The organism is Companilactobacillus mishanensis, from assembly GCF_003946505.1.
Classification (GTDB): Bacteria; Bacillota; Bacilli; order Lactobacillales; family Lactobacillaceae; genus Companilactobacillus; species Companilactobacillus mishanensis.
This window is the reverse complement of record NZ_RHON01000003.1, coordinates 143,369-161,497: the sequence shown is the minus strand read 5'-3', so window position 1 is coordinate 161,497 and position 18,129 is coordinate 143,369. Positions and strand designations below refer to the sequence as shown.

The following is an 18,129-nucleotide window of genomic DNA, read 5'->3' as shown; positions in this document are numbered from 1 at the left end:
GGGTATGAATATGGCTTCACATCAAGCTTTACTGATTATTGATTACACAAATGATTTTGTTGCAGATAAGGGTGCACTGACTTGTGGTGAACCTGGCCAAGCTATAGACGAAAATATCGTCAAGTTGGCTGATTATATGCGTAAGGATGGGGACTGGGTCTGGTTCCCAACAGATCTTCATGTACCATTTGACCACTATCATCCAGAGACAAAGCTTTTCCCAGCACACAATGTTAGTGACACTTGGGGTAGAGAATTGTATGGCAAAACCGGTGATTGGTATGAGAAAAACGCTGGTAAAGAGACTGTAAAAGAATTTGCCAAGACGCGTTATAGCGCCTTCGCTGGAACTGATCTCGACTTGCGTTTACGTGAGCGTGGTGTTGATACAGTCCACCTTGTTGGTGTTTGCACCGACATCTGCGTGCTTCACACAGCAATTGACGCCTACGATTTAGGATATAAAATTGTTATCCATAAATCATGTGTCGCTTCATTCAATCAAGCTGGACATGATTGGGCATTGAATCATTTTGAAAATGTTCTTGGAGCAAAAGTAGTTAAATAGTTCGAAAAAAATAATAGCGATAGAAATCTTATATGAGATTTCTATCGCTATTTTTCATATCTGGAAAAGTAAAATATATTAAAATGATGTGCAAAAAGTTAAAAATAAATTTGTGTATTTTTCAGTGGTTATCTTTTGAATTCATAAAAATATCGCCATATAATCACGATAACCAGATGAAATATTACTAAATTAATTCTGGTGTCAAAAAAATTTAATATCTGTCTCGATTGGATCTTGATGGATGTCGAGTATTACGACTGTTGTTATGTTGACGTTCTTGCTCGAGTTTGAGTGATTGAATCTCATTTTCGATCTCGCTCATAACTTCAATCTGCATCTTCTCGATATCTAGGATATGTGGCCATTGCACTTCGTTCATTTGATCGATCTTCTTATGCAAGATGCGAATTTCCATCTCGGATTTTGTGTTTGTACGATAATCATTTTCAGCGTCGAAACGGTCACGTTCAGCTTGCCGGTTTTGGCTCATCATGATAATTGGTGCTTGGATTGCTGCAACACAGCTTAAAAACAGATTTAACAAAATGAATGGGTATGGGTCAAAGTTCACTCCGAACAAATGGACCACGTTAATTGTCATCCAAACTACTAAAATTACTGCGAATGAGATTATAAATCCCCAGCTACCACCGAATTTCGCAACGGCGTCCGCCATCCTTTGGCCTCTAGTCAATTGACCATCAGCGGTATCGTTCAAGTTACGAATGACGTAGTGATCACTTGCAAGTTCCTTTTGAAGCTCAGCGTTCATCTTACGATCCTTTTCTAAATCTTGATCGATTATTGACTGCATATTCTCCAAGCGAATCTGTTGCAGGTCTTTTAAACAGACAAATGACGAATTTCTAACAGAAAGTGCTCGGTTGAATACTTCCTGTTTCAAGGTGTCATTTAGGTCTCTAAGAAATAATCCTTCAGACGCAGAAAAATGTTGGCCGCAGATAACGCAAACTTGATTTTTTTCAACAGACATAATTAGCCTCCCTTATTGGGTATGACCTAATTATAAGACATAAATGAAATATTGGGAAACGTTTTCAGAAAGTCTAATTGGTATACATTTCAGATTCAGGTGCTAAAATGCACTTTAAAATTTAATGTAAAGGGAAGTGGAGCAACATGGATGCTGCTTTTATGATACTGTCAGTCCTATTGGTATGGGTCATGACTCCTGGTATTGCCGTCTATTACGGTGGATTTATACCAGCAAAAGATAGAACTAAGATGTTATTGGAAATATTCTTAATGTTTGGAGTAGTTGGACTACTTTGGTTCTCAGTTGGATATCCATTATCATTCTTGGGAAATCGTTTCGGAATTATCGGTGATATCAAACATGCCTTCTTAGGTGGATATAGCTTAACAGCCTTGTATCCTAATACTAAAATTTCAAATTCAATCTTTATTTTGTTCCAAATGATGTTTGCAATTTTAACACCCGGACTATTTTTAGGTTCGATTGCATCAAAGAAATCAACAAAGTATATCGTAGCTTTCGTAGCCATTTGGTCATTGTTAGTTTATTATCCAATGGTACATATGGTTTGGTCTAGCACAGGATTTCTTGCAAAATTAGGCGTTCTCGATTTTGCTGGTGGCACGGTTATTCATATTGATGCTGGTGTTACAGCATTGATCCTCTCAACATTCGCCGTTTCAAAACATAAGGGAACAGACGATGGAACACATGGAAATGCATTCTGGGTTCTACTTGGTACAGTTCTCCTCTGGATTGGTTGGTATGGATTTAACGCAGGATCAGCCTTGGCATTAAGTGCCCAAGGGATTCAAGCATTCTTCACAACAACCATGGCTCCAGTTGCCGCAATGGTCACATACGCATTGCTAGAGAATCATTTCAAGAAACAAGTTACAATGAATGGAATCTGTACAGGTGTTATCTGTGGATTAGTTGGTATCACACCTGCAACAGGATTCGTAACATTGCCAGCTTCATTGATCATCGGATTGATTTCAGCAGCTGGTAGCTATTTCTTCATCAATGTTCTAAAACAAAAATGGCACGTACATGATTATCTAGATATCTTTGGATCACACGGTGTCAGCGGAATTATCGGTTCACTCGCTACTGGATTATTTGCTACAAAAGCAATTAATCCTGCGGTTGTAAACAATGGTTTACTTGAAGGTGGCGGACTAAAGCAATTTGGTTTGCAAGCCTTTGCTGTAGTATTTGCCTTTGCTTTCATCTTCGCAATGAACTTTATTATTGTTAAAGTTTTGAAGAGAGTGTTTAAAGAGAGTTCCAGCAAGTCCAAGGTTGACGCTCCTGTTCATGCTCATGCTTAGATTCCGCACTTCGGTAATGTTCGGCGGGGGATGGGAACGCTGTGAGGCGATTTCGAACCATTTCAGAAACCGAAATGTTTTGAAACTCGCCTTCATTCTAATCTCGCCCGATGGCGATGGAACGTATGTCACCTTCGGCGCATGCGCAACCAATAAAGAAGTTGGCTGCGCCAACGAACATCAATGAAGGGCTGCACCCCCGGCGAACATTACCTTCGTGCTAGTCTTGTATGAACTGATTTCGTTGCTTTTTATTAGTTCACTTTAAATTTCGGAAGTATTTAAGTTAATTTGAGACTTATCCAGTTATGGTAGGTCTCATTTTTTTATATATTTGAGAACATCATAAGTCGAGAAAAGAAAATTCTATAGAGTAGTTTTAATATTAATTTTGATTCTACTGAATTTAGACTTAAGGTGGAGCAGGAAGGGCAAACGCAGTGCGATTCTTCTTATGACGGCGAATAGCCGGAATTAGAAGAAGGAAATAATTTGATACCGCACTATGGATCAAATTTTTCCCACAGCGTGACCACCCCTTCCTGCGTAACCTTCAAACGGAATTATAAACCCGTTTGAAATCATTTGAATCTTCTTTATAATCAAACTATTAAATAAATCGTGAAATAAAAGGAGTCATTATGGAAAAAATTGGTGTAATTGGATTAGGTAATATTGCTCAAAAAGCTTATCTACCAGTGATGGCAACTTTACAAGACCAGTTCGAATGGCATCTCACAACTAGAAATGTCGACAAGGGAAATCAGCTTCTTGGCAAATATGGATTCAAACATCTACACCAAACTCTTGATCAATTAATTGCTGAACAACCATTGGCAGTTTTCGTGCACACTCCGACTAAAACTCATGCGAAAATAATTGAACAGCTCCTAAATGCGAATATAAATGTATTCGTAGACAAACCAGTTTCAGATGATTTCGAACAAGTTGTGAAATTATATAATCTTGCCAAATCTAAGAAACTGTTATTAACATGTGGATTTAATCGCCGATTTGCTCCGTTCTACGATGAACTTCACGAACTAACAGATAAACGTACAATTAACGTAATCAAAACTCGTGAGAAAGTTCAGCAGACTCCTAAAGATGCAATTTTCGACTTAGCAATTCATTCAATTGATACTGCTTTGTATTTGTTAGGTGATCAAAAAATTGAAGATATGAATTCAAGAATTATTACCGATTCCGAAGGAAATTTAGCTCAACATTATTTAACCTTAGATACTAAAATGACACGAGTCAATGTCACAACTAATATGGAAAGTGGCGTAAATCTAGAGCAAGCCCTAGTTCAAACGACAACATTGCGAGAAAGCGTGACAAATTTGACCACACTCGACAAAATCCAGAGTAATTCTCAGCAGCAAGTTCAACGTCCGGACTGGGAAAACACCTTGTATTCTAGGGGATTCGAACCAATGATCAAAACGTTTTTAAATGCAGTAGTAACTAAGGGAGCCAATCCAGTTTCACCCGAGTCAGCAATTTTAACTCATAAAATTTGTAGTGATTCATGTAAATAGAAAAAAGGTGTCAATCGGGATTAAAATACCCGTTCGGCACCTCTTTTGTTTTAATTGTTCAAAGTATACACATGGTTTAACTCCATATAAGAATAAAGCTCAATATACGACCACCAACAATTAGACTGCACTTAAAACACATCAAAATACATTGACACCAAGTATATTTGCAGTATCTAGTCTGGAGGTGGAGCAATTCGGGGCAAACGCCGTGACGTTCTTCTTATGAAGGCGAAGCCTGAATTAGAAGAAGGCAATAATTTAATACCGCTTTATGGATTAAATTTTGCCCACAGCGTGACCACCCCCTTCCTGCGTAACCTCCAGACGGCATTCAAAGCAAAAAAAAGACACCCATCCGGATGTCTCAATCTATATATTAAAGTGAACCCTTTTTAAGTGCAGTCTTAAGACCACCCATTTCAAGGAAACTGCGGTCAGCAGCAACATGTTTCATCAATGAAGCTACAACACCCTTAAACTTCTTGTTTCCGATTTGAGCGATACCATGGTTTTGACCAAGAGATGCAACAGTACCAGCTGATTTGTAAACAAATGGTTTCAACTCTGTACCAGCAATAGCTGATGCAATATTAAATGCAGCATTTGTACCTTCAGCAGTTGCCAATTGACCAGTTGTAGGCAATGGACGTTCTTCACCAGAAGGGATCATTGCTGAATCGTCACCGATAAAGAATGCTTCTGGATGATCCTCAAGGTTTAAGAATTCAGTTGTCATAACACGGTTTCTTCTTGCTTCGAGACCTGAATCTGTAATAACGTCTGAACCACTAACACCAACTGTCCAAAGAATTGAACTAGCTTCAACACGTTTTTCGTCATCGCCGTCCATGTAAACAACAGCGTTTGATTCAATTTTAGTAATCTTGGCACCTGTAAGTAACTTGATACCATTCTTTTCAAGGTATGAAACGGCATAGTTAGCAAGATCTTCGTCGAACATTGGCAAAATACGTGTTGCCATTTCTAGACAAGTGATCTTGATTTCAGGAACGTTATATTTAGCCTTCAAAATCTTGGCTGTATCAACTAATTCACCAAGTACTTCAATACCAGTGAATCCGGCACCACAAACAGCGATTGAAAGATCTGCAGGATCTTGTGACTTCTTGTAGTTTGCAATATTTTGGTTGATTGTCTTGTAGATATTTTGAGCTGTGTCAATGTCTTGAAGGATGAGGGCATTCTCACTAGCGCCCTCTAGACCGAAGTCCTCAGAACGGAATCCTAAGGCTACGATAACGTAATCATATGAAATGTCATCATGGTCTGAGAATGAAACTGTCTTGTTTTCTAGATCGAATTTACTTACTGTTGCTTGGATAAAGTTGACGCTTGAGGGAATAACGTCGCGGATGTCAAAACTTACTGATTCAACTTTGCTTGTTCCTGCTGCAATTGTGTGCAATGCAGTTTTTTCAACGTGCATTGTGTTCTTGTCGACTAAGTCGATTTGAGTATCAGCAGGTGTTGTTTTGGCTAAATCACGAGCTGCCTTTAAACCACCGTATCCTGCGCCTAAAATTAAAATATGTGCCATATCTACCTTCTCCTTCATATATCAAATATTGTTAACGCTTGCAAAATTATTATATAACTTTTGACAATTTTGCGGTACTTATTTAGCTAAATCGGGTTCTTCCCAATCGAATGTTTGAGGAAAAACGGAGCCAATATAGTTATTAGTATAATACTGATGATAACACTTGAATAGTACTCTTCTGAAAGCAATTTCACATTAAAGCCAATTTGAGCAATTATCAAGGCCATCTCACCACGTGAAATCATTCCAGAGCCAATAACGTAGGAGTCTTTCATGTCAAATCCAGATATTCTAGCTCCGAAACCTGCACCTATTAATTTACCAATTATTCCGGTGATTGTGAAGACCATAATCAACCAAAAATCTTGTAGAAAGTTATTAAATTCCAAATTAATTCCTATACTAATAAAGAATATTGGAATGAAAATCGAGTATCCGATGATCTCGACATTGCGATTTATTTTCTCATCGAAATTAGGTGCGTTAGAAATAGTAATACCTGCTACGAAAGCACCTAAAACGGCATCTAGTTGTACTTCATCAGCGAAGAAAGCAAAGATGAAGCAGACTAAAATAGCCATGATAGTTGGCGCCTGAGATGCTTCTATAAAGTTCGCTAACTGCATGATTCCTGGAATCAACCATTTGTAGGCAATCACAGTAATGATAGCGAAGACGATCCACAATCCTAATAACATTCCTAGCTTGGTAATTGAGAAGTCACCAGTCAAAGTACCTGACATGACACTCAAAATTGCAATTGCCAAAATGTCATCAACAACTGCGGCACCAAGAATAACGGTGGATGAGTTAGTTGATAAATAATTTAGACTCTTTAAAACTTCTACGGAAATTGAAACTGATGTTGCGGCGAAAACTACGGAAATAAAAATACTTTCACGTAAATTGATCTTGAACAGTATGGCTGTTGCTAAGGTCAATGCGACCGGAAGGATAACACCAAAGATTGCCACGTTGATGCTGGGTCTCAGATGCTTCTTGAGCATCTTGATGTCACTTTCGAGTCCAGCTAAGAACATAAGCAAAATAACCCCGATCTCGGCAAACAGCTCGAGTTCGTGGGTAGGCTTGATGATATTTAATACACCTTTACCCAAAATGACTCCTAAAATCAGCTGGCCGATAACTGCAGGTAAGTTAATTTTGTTGAAAAAATGGCTGACTACAAGAGTCAGGAAGAGCATTAAGGCTAAAAGCGTTATAAAGTCCATATATTTTTCCTAGTCCTTCTTAATACCATGAATAAAAATTTTTACCATGGTACCTAAATTAGCGATGTTTCGTTCTCGCTTAGCATCATTGTACTCTATATAGGGAAGTAATATAGTAAGAAAAGTCCCGACTTGTGCAGGCAAGGGTAGGTCTTTACGAAGCTCATCCTTGTGGTCCTGAAAGACATTGTTTAGTACTTTGTAGTATCCAATGTCCCAAGTCTTGCCGATGGTTTTTCTCTCTTCATCAGAGAAAAATGTATTGATGTCATGCATCATCATGAAGTAGTTTATCTTAAAATTCTCTATCATGAAAGTCGAAATCATTAAAAGTAATTCTTCAAATGGTTTTTCCTTGTTGTCATCATAGGTTTGGTATAAAGCTTGACTAAATCCACCGATGGCATGTTCGATCGACTTGATATAGAGAACCTTTTTGTTCTTGTAATAATGATACATATTTGGCTGAGTGATGTCCAAAGCCTGAGCAATTTTTCTAGTTGATGTTGCTTGATATCCTTGCGAAAGGAAATTTTCTGACGCAACTTCTAGAATTGCATTTTTTGTTTTTTCTGCTTGTTTATCTCGTGAATTCATTGCTGGTATCACCTTCTACATATTCAACTTTCATTATACATTAAAAACGAATATAAAACTTAATCATTTATCAATTGATAAAAATGTATCAGCAAAATTAATATCGAGTTGAACGATATTTTTGAAAACATTTACCAAATGATTTGATTAGGTGTATTCGATAAAAAAATTTATTTAAGTGAAATAATTATGACAGATAGTTCATTTTAAGACAATATTTTTTGTGAAATTTTTGTTTCAATGATAAGCAAATCATTATATAATTGATAAACAAAGTGAAAAGAGAGGACACGATATGATTTTTGTTGCGTTTACCGCCGTTATATTGCCCTTGATTTTAATGGGTATTTTAAATATGCCCGCTACCAAGGGAATGTCGATCAGTGCCGCCGTAGTATTGATAGAAGGGTATTTCCTCTGGAAAATGCCACCTGACGCTCTACTTGCTTCCGTACTCCAAGGAGTCCATAAAGCGATTCCAATTTTGTGGATTCTGTTTGGTGCCATGATGATGTTGAATACACTTCAAAAGTCTGGTGCCATCGATAGAATCAATGCCGGATTTCACAATCTTTCAGCAGATATGCGAATACAAGTAATATTAGTAGCATATCTTTTTGGAGGATTGATCGAAGGAGTTTCCGGATTCGGAACACCAGCCATGGTTACAGCACCATTGATGATAGCCTTAGGATTTACACCAATGGCAGCCGTAACACTAGCATTAGTGGCAGATTCCACAGCCGTTTCATTCGGAGCTGTCGGAACACCACTAACAGTAGGATTAAGTAACGTAAATGGACAAACCAGCTTCTTGAACGCAGTAGGACAAAAAGTTACGCAATTAGACTTGTTTGCCGGAATCTTTATGCCATTGATCTTAATATTCTTACTAACATATTTCTTCGGTAAGAAAGGCAGCAATCGCTTCAAAGATTGGCTACAACTAGTACCATGGACATTATTCATCGGACTAGTATATAGCTTAATAGCCCTAACAATGGCAACATTCGTAGGCTATGAATTCGTATCGATCTTGACACCGTTCTGTACAATAATCGTAGCAATTTTAACAATAAAACTAAAATTCTTATTACCAAAAGCCGTAATCGAACAACCATGGACCACATCAACCAAAGAAATCAAAACAGGCAAGCAGTCCATGTCATTGCTGAAAGCTTGGTCACCGTACATAGTAGTAATCCTGTTACTACTAGCATCAAGAGTTTCAGCACCACTAAAAACATTTTTAACAACAAACGTAAACCTATCCTGGAAAGGAATAATGGGCTTCTCAAAGATAAATTCAGATTGGGAATTCCTATATTCGCCAGGAACATTACTAACAATAGCCGTAGTAGCCGGATTAATAATCCAAACCAGATCAATGAAAAACTTCTTACCAACAGCAAAAGAAGTAGTATTTTCAATGAAATCAACAGCCATAGCGCTAGGCGTAACATTGATAATGGTACAAGTGTTTACCAACTCAGCAATTAATATCAAAGACCTACCAAGCATGCCAGTATACATAGCACAGTTCATTTCAAAATACATGTCATCAGTCTGGATATTAATAGCACCGTTCCTAGGAGAATTAGGATCATTCGTGACCGGAAGTGCCACAGTATCGACCCTAACCTTTGGACAAATACAGTCAGATATAGCCGCAAATTCAGGCCTAAGCAGACAATTAGTATTAGCAGCACAACTAATAGGAGCCGCAGCCGGAAATATGATCTGCGTTCACAATATCGTATCAGTAAGTTCAGTAGTAGGAATGACCGGACAAGAAGGAAATATCCTCAGAAAGACAATCGGACCAGCAATGATCTATTGTTTACTAGCAGGATTAGCCGGACTAGCTTTCTCACTATTCGTTTAATATAAATAAATAAAATCCTATGCAAAAGCATAGGATTTTTTTCGTATGCATTAAATAGCGGGAAAAGAGCAGAATTGAAGGAAGACAGAAAAGGTTTTGAACTTAAACTTAGTAGCAGGAATAGAGCAGAACTAAAGGAATGCAGAAAAGGTTTGAACTTAAGTATGAATTAAACATAAGAATGTAGTAGTCGGTTCACTGCAATATAGGTTTGGATCAAAACCAGAGTCAAAAGCAACGAAGCAAATGAAAAAAGTGGTACCGTGCAAAAATACGCACAGCACCACTTTCAGTGGATCGCAATAAGCGCAACCCGGAAAAAGAAAAGAATAAAGTTATATTAAATTTAGCAAGGCAGGTGGAGGAATGCGGGGCAAAACGCAGTGAAGAACATGGAACGAACGTCTCCTTTGTCGCGTTCACAACCGTTTGAAATGTTGGCTACGCCAACGAACAATCAAGGATGCCGCCTTACGGCTGAGTTTTTGCCCACAGCGTGACGACCCCGCAGGCCGTAACCCGCCTTGCGGAAGCCAACCACCAACCACACAATAAAACATTACTTCTTGTCTTTTACAATATAAATCGGACGGTGTTTAACCTCTAAGAATATCTTTCCGATATACTCGCCAAGAATCCCAATACAAAGTAACTGGATCCCACCGATCAGCAAGATAATAATAATCATAGAAGCCCAACCATCAACCGAACTCATAGGATTAATAATTTTTCTTATCAAAACAACAATAATAGTAATAATAGAAGTCAATGAGAAGAAAGATCCAAGCCAAGTAGCGATAGCAAGTGGTCTTTCAGTGAAGTCGATAATACCCGTGATAGCGTATTTGAACAATTTCCAGAAATTCCATGAAGTTGTCCCTGCGACGCGTTCACGGTTCTTATATGGCAAATATTTAGTTCTGAAGCCGACCCAGCTGAAGATACCTTTAGAAAAACGGTTATATTCAGTCATTGAACGGATGGCAGTCACCATCTGTTGGGTCATCAGACGATAATCACGAGCACCAGGCACGATTTTTGTTTGAGATATTTTATTGATCAATCCATAGAAAGCATTTGAGAAAAATGACGTGATTGGGTTTTCACCTTTGCGGTCCATTCTAGCTGAGCCGACACTGTCATATTCTCCTTCTTCAAGAATATCGAACATTTCTGGCATCATTTCAGGAGGATCCTGCAAGTCGACATCCATGACGGCGACATAATCTCCCTTGGCTTCAGTAATACCAGCGTATAGAGCTGACTCCTTACCGAAGTTTCTTGAGAAAGATATGTAATGTACTTCGTCACTATGTTCATGTTGAAGATCTTTGAGGATGGCAAAGGTCTTATCTGAAGAGCCGTCATCAACGAACCAGTATTCTAGCTCGAATTTATTAGCTTCTTCTTTCATTTTGGTCATCGCATCATAGTAAATTTTAATGGATTCTTGTTCATTAAAACAAGGAACGATAACAGAGATTTTCTTCATCATTAATTTCCGCTTTCTTTAAGTCCATGAGCTGTTTTGTCCCAACTATTATGCCCAGTAATGAAGTTCCAGAAGGCGATGAATACGATTGGGATTATCAAAATCATGTAGATATAAAAATAGAAAATGCAGCCGATTGCTTTTAGGATAGAAATATCTGCGAATCGGTAGTACTGAATTACAGAAAAGACGACGAATGCCAGTCCTAAGATGAGGGTCGCAATCATCCACCATGGTGCGGAGTAATTTACGATAGTCAATCCCAGAATTATACTGACAAGCGACAAAATATTAGTGATTATTATTATTAAACTTAATAATGTAGAACACATAAATAATATCATTTCTAGCTTCTCTAAAAAGTTCAGATTACTAGAAATAGTTTTACCGCCAAGGAGTTTCAAACAGTCTAAACTACCTTGAGCCCAACGGGCACGTTGACGGACGAAACCAGATACATTTGAAACTGGCTCCTGCTTTACTAGTATATCTGGTACAAAAGTTGTCTTTTGATCATTAACAAGTAGCTTGGTACTGATTTCATAGTCCTCTAAGAGTGCATTTCCCCAAGGGGTACGCTCTTTTAAAGCACTCATTCTGAAAAATTGTCCGTTACCAGCGCCGGCAGCGTTGCCAAAATTATTACGCATATTTTGTAATAAAGAATTTGGTACCAAGAACTCGAAGTCCTGTAAAGTTTCCAACCAATTCTTAGTTCTGTTCATGGCCACTCGGCTTTGGGCCATAGCTAGTTTATTGTCTTGGTCGAAAACATTGACCATCTTATTGATGTCAGTGATTTCCATTGAGGCATCAGCATCGATGACTCCAACGATAGTTTTATCAGGAGCCCAATCGTTGTTCTTCCGAACGAAATCGATCCCAGCGTTAAGTGCAGCACCTTTACCGTGTTGAGCAATTGGGAAAGAACGCTTTAGCACGTGGAAATTTTTGTAAGTATTATTGAGGCTTTTGAGGATATCGGTTGATCCGTCAGTACTACGGTCATCTATCAACACTAGATGGACGTTATTTTTGTGACTGAAATAGCTATCGTCAAAAAATTTATCGACGGTCTTTTTGATGACGGACGATTCATTTAAGACGGGCATTAAGATATAGACTTTGTAGTCGGATAAAAACTTTGCGGATACCGGTTTGCGAACGGGGAAAAAGAAAGTTGCAATGCTCATCAGCAATGTAAACAATGTCGCAAAAAAAGAGATACCCAAAATTATTTTCAAAATAAACATGAGTACCTCCTTTGAACAAGAACTATAAAGTTAAATTTTGAGCGATTCTGGTAAATACATTTCTTCATTTGTTACGGATTTTATTGAGCTGACACTAATGTCACGGTCAGTTGTATTTTCGATAGCATGTAAATCTTTTTCGTATTGAACGAAGATGTTATCGATCAATGGTTCCTTGTGTAGCAAGGCTTTGATACGTCCAATATTACTGTGAGCATTTTCAACAAATGTAATAAGTTCAGTATTTTCTTGATCACGAATTCCAGCGACCACTTTGTAAAGCAAGTCGGTACTGCTACCAACGAAGACGATATCTGACTTACCTTGATAAAGTTTGTTGATCCACCAAGTAACAAGTTCTTCCTTCTTATCGAAGTCTTGTTGGAGAAGTCCACTTTGGTCGAAGACTTGGAAAGTGTTAGCAACGCCAGATTCATACATGATAGTCAAGACGATTGATCCATCTGTACGATAGAAGTTTTCTTCAGTGAGCTTTTGACTCTTGTCGAAAATTTCTACAGATGAAAGGATACCATCTGCGTTATAAATGTTAGTCTTAACGATTTTAGAATTCTTGAAGTAGTTGATACGGTCGATTTTTTCTTCGAAATGTTCAACTGTCATCATTAAGTTTTCTTGTTTGTCGTAAATCAAAGTATTTTGAGTTTCGACGTCAGTTCTAGTGATCCAACTGTCTGATTCAGGAATGGTAACTTTTTTGTCTGAAGGATTGTCGGATTTTTGTAGATCAGCGAACAGATTGATTACTTTAGGCTGGTCGATACGCATCGATTTAGTATAACCATCGACGATACTCTGGAATTTATTGTTGTAGAAACTGGTTACGATAGTAACACCAGTATTCATCTTACGTTCTAGGAAGCCGATCATATCGAACAAGTCTGATTCTTTTTGTTCGTTGTCGATTGAGTTAGAAACAACTAAATATTCTTTGCTGCTATCTAAGTAAACCTCACGGACAAGGTATGCGGCGTGGAAGACGTCTTTGATGTATTTATCAACGTATTCGATATTGTCGTTAACATTCTTGAGTTGAAGTTCAAGACCATTGATCTCGTTGTTGTTGGTCTTGCTACTAGCTTGTAGTTGAGCAATAAGTTGTGAACGACGAGCCTTATTATTCTTGATATTTTGTTCTTGTTGGCCGATTTTAGTTTTGAGTAGACTAACAGTACTAGAAATCTCATTGATGTTGATATTGACATCGTTGAGATCTTTTTTGCTTACGCCGATCTCATCGCGAATCTTACGCAAATCTTTTTCGATATTTGTACGATCTTTGTAGATTTTATCAACTTGAGATTTTTGTTTTTCCATCAAGGACATCATCTTTTGTAAATCAGTTTCGTTCTTGATAGAAGCCGAAAGGTCGGTTTCTTTCTTTTGGTTGGCATCTAATTCAGCCTGTTTCTTACTACGTTTAGTCTCGCCTTTTTCAATCTTTTGGGCGAGGTCTTTTTGTTGTTCTTTATATTTGTAGAGCAATTCATTTTGATGCTTTTGGTCAGCACGAACTCCAGCCAAGCGTTCAGTCTCCTTGCCGTCATTTTCGTTTTGATTCTTTTCGATGTTATCTTGAACTGCTTTTTCGTTCTTTTTAAGTGCGTTCAGTTGCTTAGTCAGACTGTTCTTTTTGTTTTGATAATCATCACGTTCACTAAATAGGTTCAATTTAAGTTTTCCACGTAATTGAGCATATTCATGTGATAGGCTATTCATATCGTTTTCGATTTTCACACGTTGGTCGTGGACAGAGGTCAAAGCTGTTGTTTCGTCATTCGAAGAAGTTGAGGTCATATTATTATTTTTTGAATGTTCCTTTTGGGATGAGTCGTTTTGGTTTTGATCGTTGTTATTTTTAATCGAATCGTTGGAATTTGATTGATTATTAGAATTTGTGTGGTTGTCTGATTGGGCTTGAACATTGGCGTTACGGTCGTTATCGTCCGAAACGTCTTTGAGTAATCTACTAAATAATTTCACGAATGAAATACCCCCCAAAAAGACTTATAATAGTTATTACAGAGTATCATTATTTTAAAATAGTGTCAAAGCTGGTGTGAAGCCGATTTGAAGAACTCTAGTATGTTTGTAAGGGAGAATTATGATGAAGATAATGTCTATAAATGCAGGTAGCTCTACTTTGAAATGGAAACTTTTCGAAATGCCTGAGAAAACAGAAATTGCTTCAGGAATGATCGACCGTTTAGGATCACCTAAAGCTGTTTTCAAACTAAAATACAATGGTAAGAAGACTGAACGTGAAGAAGCTGTTGAGTCCAATGAGATAGCCGTTCTATCGATTCTTAGCGCATTGAAGGATGCCCATATCATCGAACATTTTGAAGATATTACCGCATTTGGACATCGTGTTGTTGCTGGTGGGGAATATTTCAAGAAATCAGAAATAGTGACAGAAGAAAATCTCGACCGTATTCTCGAATTAGCAGAGTATGCTCCATTGCATAATAAAGTGGAAGCATATTACATCAGCGTCTTCAAAAAATTGGTACCAAAAGCTATTCAGGTAGCCGTATTTGATACTTCATTCTTTGCTGATATTCCAGAAATAAATTACTTATATAGTATTGATTTAGATTATTACAAGAAATATAAAGCACGTCGTTATGGTGCTCACGGTACTAGCCACAGATTTATTGCTCAAAGACTAGACCAAATTGTTGACGGTGGTATCCAAGATAAGAATGTTATCGTACTTCACTTGGGAAGTGGTGCTTCAATCAGTGCCATTAAGAACGGAAAAGCTTTCGATATCTCAATGGGATTCACTCCTATTGCCGGAATCACAATGAGTTCTCGTAGTGGTGACCTTGATGTTTCAGTTATTCCATACTTGATGAATAAACTTGGGATCATGGACGTAAATAAGATGATCGATATCTTTAATCACAAATCAGGTCTACTTGGTATTTCCGGTATTTCTGCTGATATGCGTGATATTGAAGATGTTGCTGCCAAAGGTAACAACGACCGTGCTCAACTGGCATTGGACATTTATCGTAACCGTATCATCAAATTTGTTGGATCATACATTGCTGAAATGGGTGGCGTTGACGTCATTGCCTTTACAGCTGGTGTTGGTGAAAATAGTGCTGAAGTTCGTGAAGATATCTTGAATGCATTTGGTTATTTAGGCGCAAAAGTAGACACAGAGAAGAATGCGGTTCGCGGTAAAGAAACTAAGATCACTACCGACGATTCAAAAATCGCAGCCTACCTTGTGCCTACAAATGAGGAACTTATGATTGCTCAAGATACTTATGGATTTGCTAAAATTTTGGACTAGAAGTGAATCAGTACTCCAATAAAGAAAGTTACAACTTCAGTTAAAGTTATCAAGAACAAGTTTTTGATTATCATAGGAAAAGTCTTTTTCTTGATAGGATTCTTAACGAATGCTTTGGTGTTTTTGTAGACGATCGGTGTGATCAGAAGAACTATCAACATAGTCTTTGGAAGTAGACCGATTATGATCGAACAGATCAAAGCGAAGAATCCTAAGATATAAAGTGATTTGAGGATGAACATTGAATTGCCCTTACCGAGATAATAGACAATTGTTTTTCTTCCCAAATCCTTATCTTCTTGCTCGTCAGCGATGTTGTTGGCAAGTAATAAGTTAGAGATGGCGAAGAATGTCAATAATGACGAAAGTAAGGCATCTCCGTAAAATTTGAAGTCAAGAATAGCTTCTGGAGAATTGAAAACATTGGTATAAATTGCTATCAAATAAATAACGAATCCCATCGTGAACCCGGCGAAAAATTCACCAAAGGGTCCACGATTTATTGGTTTTGGACCTCCTGCGTATAGGAATCCTACAGCGTATGAGAATAGTCCCATATATAGTAGTGGTAATCCAGTTCTGTATACGATAAAGAGTCCAATAATTGCGGAAATCAGAGTGAACGAGAAATCAATCCAACCAATCATATGGATGTTAAGGTGATTGACACCAATTACGTTAGTTTCACGGCGAAAGCTTTCTACTCCGGTAGCGTTTTTATAATCCCAATAATTATCGTTTATATCTACGGCCATATTAAATAGGAACATTGCCAAGAAGAATAACAATAATTCCAGCAAGTTAATAGAATGCCAGTGGTAGTACGAGTATAATGTTCCCATTAGAAACGGGAAGACGCTGGCTGTCTTAGCTTTTATTTCAACCAGTTCGAAAAATACTGAGGGTTTCAAGAAATCAGTCCTTTTTGTTTGATAACATATATTATAGAATTACTTTATGAAAATAGACAAGTAACAGCAGTAGAGGGGAATTACATGGCAAATTCGATTTGGAAAGAATATCCAAAGATGGGGAAGCGGATAGACCGGACAACTGCGTATATTCACGATAGTTTGGATATGCGTAACGAAGCGATATCAACTATGATACGTGATCTTACTTCTGGAGGTAAGATGCTACGTCCAGCTTTTTTCCTATTGTTCAGTAGTTTTGGACCGAACAAAAAAACAGACGAGGAACTTATTCCATTGGCATCTTCTTTGGAATTACTGCACGTAGCTACGCTGATCCACGATGATGTCATTGATGATTCACCACTACGTCGTTCAAAACCAACTATCCATACAAAATATGGTAAACGCAATGCAATTTATGCTGGGGACTATTTATTCACATTGTATTTTGAAACAATTTCACGTCACTTACCTGCACAGAATCAGATTCTTTTGAATGCTTTAAGTATGAAGAAAATTTTGATTGGCGAGTTAGATCAATTGTTGATCAACTTCAATGTGGATGCGACTGCAAAAATGTATTTCCGTGAAGTTGCAGGAAAGACAGCTGAATTATTTAGCTTGAGTACAATGATGGGTGCACTAGTTTCTGGTGGGGATCACGAGTTAGTCGCACGTGCCAAGAATATTGGACATGAAATAGGGATGTCATTCCAAATCATGGATGACATATTAGATTTCGGTGACAGTCGAGATACTGGTAAACCTAACTTTGAAGATTTGAGAAACGGTGTTTATTCGTTACCATATATTCTTGGACTTCAGGATCATAATGCTGATTTAGTCGCTGTTTTGTCTAAGAATGAGTTGTCTAATGAAGATATTAATGAAGCTGCCAGGATTGTTGTTGAAGGTGGTTATCTTCAAAAGGCTAAGGATATTGCTAAGACTTATAGTCGACATGCTATGAATCGAATTAAGAAATTGCCTAAGGGTCGTAATCGTCGGGCTTTGGAAAAAATAGTGGAAGAGCTGCTCGACAGAATCGAATAGGGTGTGTTTGAAGTTCTATGCTGCCGATTCCGAAAGCCAATTGATTTTTTTAGGCTGGAACGCCCTGGGCATAATTTCGAGACTTACTTCGTAAGTCTTGAAACTTAGCCTTGGTCTAAGTGTACTTCGTACACTAAGTCCAATTTCAGGGCTGAGCCAAAAATCAATTGCCTTTCTCCATCTAGATTTGTTTTTCCTATTCTTTTGAAATGGGGATGTTTTATCCGGATGGCTATGTTGGTTTTTGCTGAATTTAAAATTAAATCAAAATCTTGTTTAGAGACTGTCTTTTGACAGTCTCTTTTTGTTTACTGAAAATTCTTATTGTATTTTCAAATTTATTTTGTTTTGACCGTTATAAGTAA

At 37.8% G+C, this 18,129-nt stretch carries 14 protein-coding genes; 6 read left to right on the top strand and 8 right to left on the bottom strand.

Going from position 1 to position 18,129, the window contains the following annotated elements; all coding sequences use genetic code 11:
- Positions 1–10 precede the first annotated feature (10 nt).
- The gene (locus tag EKM63_RS05235) at positions 11–568 is read left to right on the top strand and encodes a cysteine hydrolase family protein (RefSeq protein ID WP_125704439.1); all 558 of its coding nucleotides are present in this window, start codon (positions 11–13) and stop codon (positions 566–568) included.
- A 214-nt stretch (positions 569–782) separates the two neighbouring features.
- On the opposite strand, the gene EKM63_RS05230 is transcribed toward EKM63_RS05235, so the two are convergent.
- On the bottom strand, positions 783–1,565 hold the full coding sequence (locus tag EKM63_RS05230) for a DUF1003 domain-containing protein (RefSeq protein ID WP_125704438.1): 783 nt from the start codon (positions 1,563–1,565) through the stop codon (positions 783–785).
- A gap of 146 nt (positions 1,566–1,711) precedes the next feature.
- Here EKM63_RS05230 and EKM63_RS05225 point away from each other — a divergent pair, with 146 nt between their 5' ends.
- Together EKM63_RS05225 and EKM63_RS05220 are read left to right on the top strand one after the other, a co-directional pair.
- Positions 1,712–2,902 carry an ammonium transporter gene (locus EKM63_RS05225; RefSeq protein ID WP_125704436.1) on the top strand — a complete coding sequence of 397 codons (1,191 nt, stop codon included), beginning with the start codon at positions 1,712–1,714 and terminating at the stop codon, positions 2,900–2,902.
- Between the two features lie 641 nt (positions 2,903–3,543).
- The gene (locus tag EKM63_RS05220; RefSeq protein ID WP_125704434.1) at positions 3,544–4,446 is read left to right on the top strand and encodes a Gfo/Idh/MocA family protein; all 903 of its coding nucleotides are present in this window, start codon (positions 3,544–3,546) and stop codon (positions 4,444–4,446) included.
- Between the two features lie 379 nt (positions 4,447–4,825).
- On the opposite strand, the gene EKM63_RS05215 is transcribed toward EKM63_RS05220, so the two are convergent.
- The 3 genes from EKM63_RS05215 to EKM63_RS05205 all read right to left on the bottom strand — a co-directional run bounded on the left by EKM63_RS05215 (position 4,826) and on the right by EKM63_RS05205 (position 7,839).
- Positions 4,826–6,007: an NAD(P)/FAD-dependent oxidoreductase gene (locus EKM63_RS05215; RefSeq protein WP_125704432.1), complete on the bottom strand. Its 1,182-nt coding sequence runs from the start codon at positions 6,005–6,007 to the stop codon at positions 4,826–4,828.
- A gap of 86 nt (positions 6,008–6,093) precedes the next feature.
- Positions 6,094–7,242, bottom strand: coding sequence for a cation:proton antiporter (locus EKM63_RS05210; RefSeq protein WP_125704430.1), 1,149 nt, complete (start codon positions 7,240–7,242; stop codon positions 6,094–6,096).
- A 9-nt stretch (positions 7,243–7,251) separates the two neighbouring features.
- Positions 7,252–7,839, bottom strand: a complete 588-nt coding sequence (locus tag EKM63_RS05205; RefSeq protein ID WP_125704428.1) for a TetR/AcrR family transcriptional regulator — start codon at positions 7,837–7,839, stop codon at positions 7,252–7,254.
- Positions 7,840–8,134: 295 nt separating this feature from the next.
- Between EKM63_RS05205 and EKM63_RS05200 the strand changes: the two genes are divergently transcribed.
- Positions 8,135–9,724 (top strand): L-lactate permease, encoded by a 1,590-nt coding sequence (locus EKM63_RS05200; protein ID WP_125704426.1) that lies wholly within the window; start codon positions 8,135–8,137, stop codon positions 9,722–9,724.
- A 559-nt stretch (positions 9,725–10,283) separates the two neighbouring features.
- Here the strand turns inward: EKM63_RS05200 and EKM63_RS05195 are convergent.
- Genes EKM63_RS05195 through EKM63_RS05185 form a run of 3 tightly spaced genes read right to left on the bottom strand, consistent with a single transcriptional unit; the run spans position 10,284 to position 14,473 of the window.
- Positions 10,284–11,216, bottom strand: coding sequence for a glycosyltransferase family 2 protein (locus EKM63_RS05195; RefSeq protein WP_125704574.1), 933 nt, complete (start codon positions 11,214–11,216; stop codon positions 10,284–10,286).
- Positions 11,217–11,218: 2 nt separating this feature from the next.
- The gene (locus tag EKM63_RS05190) at positions 11,219–12,469 is read right to left on the bottom strand and encodes a glycosyltransferase family 2 protein (protein ID WP_125704424.1); all 1,251 of its coding nucleotides are present in this window, start codon (positions 12,467–12,469) and stop codon (positions 11,219–11,221) included.
- Positions 12,470–12,499: 30 nt separating this feature from the next.
- Positions 12,500–14,473: a coiled-coil domain-containing protein gene (locus tag EKM63_RS05185; protein ID WP_125704422.1), complete on the bottom strand. Its 1,974-nt coding sequence runs from the start codon at positions 14,471–14,473 to the stop codon at positions 12,500–12,502.
- 121 nt (positions 14,474–14,594) lie between these two features.
- Here EKM63_RS05185 and EKM63_RS05180 point away from each other — a divergent pair, with 121 nt between their 5' ends.
- Positions 14,595–15,797 (top strand): acetate/propionate family kinase, encoded by a 1,203-nt coding sequence (locus tag EKM63_RS05180; protein ID WP_164504910.1) that lies wholly within the window; start codon positions 14,595–14,597, stop codon positions 15,795–15,797.
- On the opposite strand, the gene EKM63_RS05175 is transcribed toward EKM63_RS05180, so the two are convergent.
- Positions 15,794–16,708 (bottom strand): 1,4-dihydroxy-2-naphthoate polyprenyltransferase, encoded by a 915-nt coding sequence (locus tag EKM63_RS05175; protein WP_125704420.1) that lies wholly within the window; start codon positions 16,706–16,708, stop codon positions 15,794–15,796. The genes EKM63_RS05180 and EKM63_RS05175 overlap by 4 nt on opposite strands.
- A gap of 84 nt (positions 16,709–16,792) precedes the next feature.
- Between EKM63_RS05175 and EKM63_RS05170 the strand changes: the two genes are divergently transcribed.
- The gene (locus tag EKM63_RS05170; RefSeq protein ID WP_125704418.1) at positions 16,793–17,764 is read left to right on the top strand and encodes a polyprenyl synthetase family protein; all 972 of its coding nucleotides are present in this window, start codon (positions 16,793–16,795) and stop codon (positions 17,762–17,764) included.
- The last annotated feature ends 365 nt before the right edge of the window (positions 17,765–18,129 follow it).

Bases quoted from the DNA above. Each gene is read 5' to 3' on its own strand.
- EKM63_RS05235 (WP_125704439.1), top strand. From the start codon at position 11: ATGGCTTCACATCAAGCTTTACTGATTATTGATTACACAAATGATTTT.
- EKM63_RS05230 (WP_125704438.1), bottom strand. From the start codon at position 1,565: ATGTCTGTTGAAAAAAATCAAGTTTGCGTTATCTGCGGCCAACATTTT.
- EKM63_RS05225 (WP_125704436.1), top strand. From the start codon at position 1,712: ATGGATGCTGCTTTTATGATACTGTCAGTCCTATTGGTATGGGTCATG.
- EKM63_RS05220 (WP_125704434.1), top strand. From the start codon at position 3,544: ATGGAAAAAATTGGTGTAATTGGATTAGGTAATATTGCTCAAAAAGCT.
- EKM63_RS05215 (WP_125704432.1), bottom strand. From the start codon at position 6,007: ATGGCACATATTTTAATTTTAGGCGCAGGATACGGTGGTTTAAAGGCA.
- EKM63_RS05210 (WP_125704430.1), bottom strand. From the start codon at position 7,242: ATGGACTTTATAACGCTTTTAGCCTTAATGCTCTTCCTGACTCTTGTA.
- EKM63_RS05205 (WP_125704428.1), bottom strand. From the start codon at position 7,839: ATGAATTCACGAGATAAACAAGCAGAAAAAACAAAAAATGCAATTCTA.
- EKM63_RS05200 (WP_125704426.1), top strand. From the start codon at position 8,135: ATGATTTTTGTTGCGTTTACCGCCGTTATATTGCCCTTGATTTTAATG.
- EKM63_RS05195 (WP_125704574.1), bottom strand. From the start codon at position 11,216: ATGAAGAAAATCTCTGTTATCGTTCCTTGTTTTAATGAACAAGAATCC.
- EKM63_RS05190 (WP_125704424.1), bottom strand. From the start codon at position 12,469: ATGTTTATTTTGAAAATAATTTTGGGTATCTCTTTTTTTGCGACATTG.
- EKM63_RS05180 (WP_164504910.1), top strand. From the start codon at position 14,595: ATGATGAAGATAATGTCTATAAATGCAGGTAGCTCTACTTTGAAATGG.
- EKM63_RS05170 (WP_125704418.1), top strand. From the start codon at position 16,793: ATGGCAAATTCGATTTGGAAAGAATATCCAAAGATGGGGAAGCGGATA.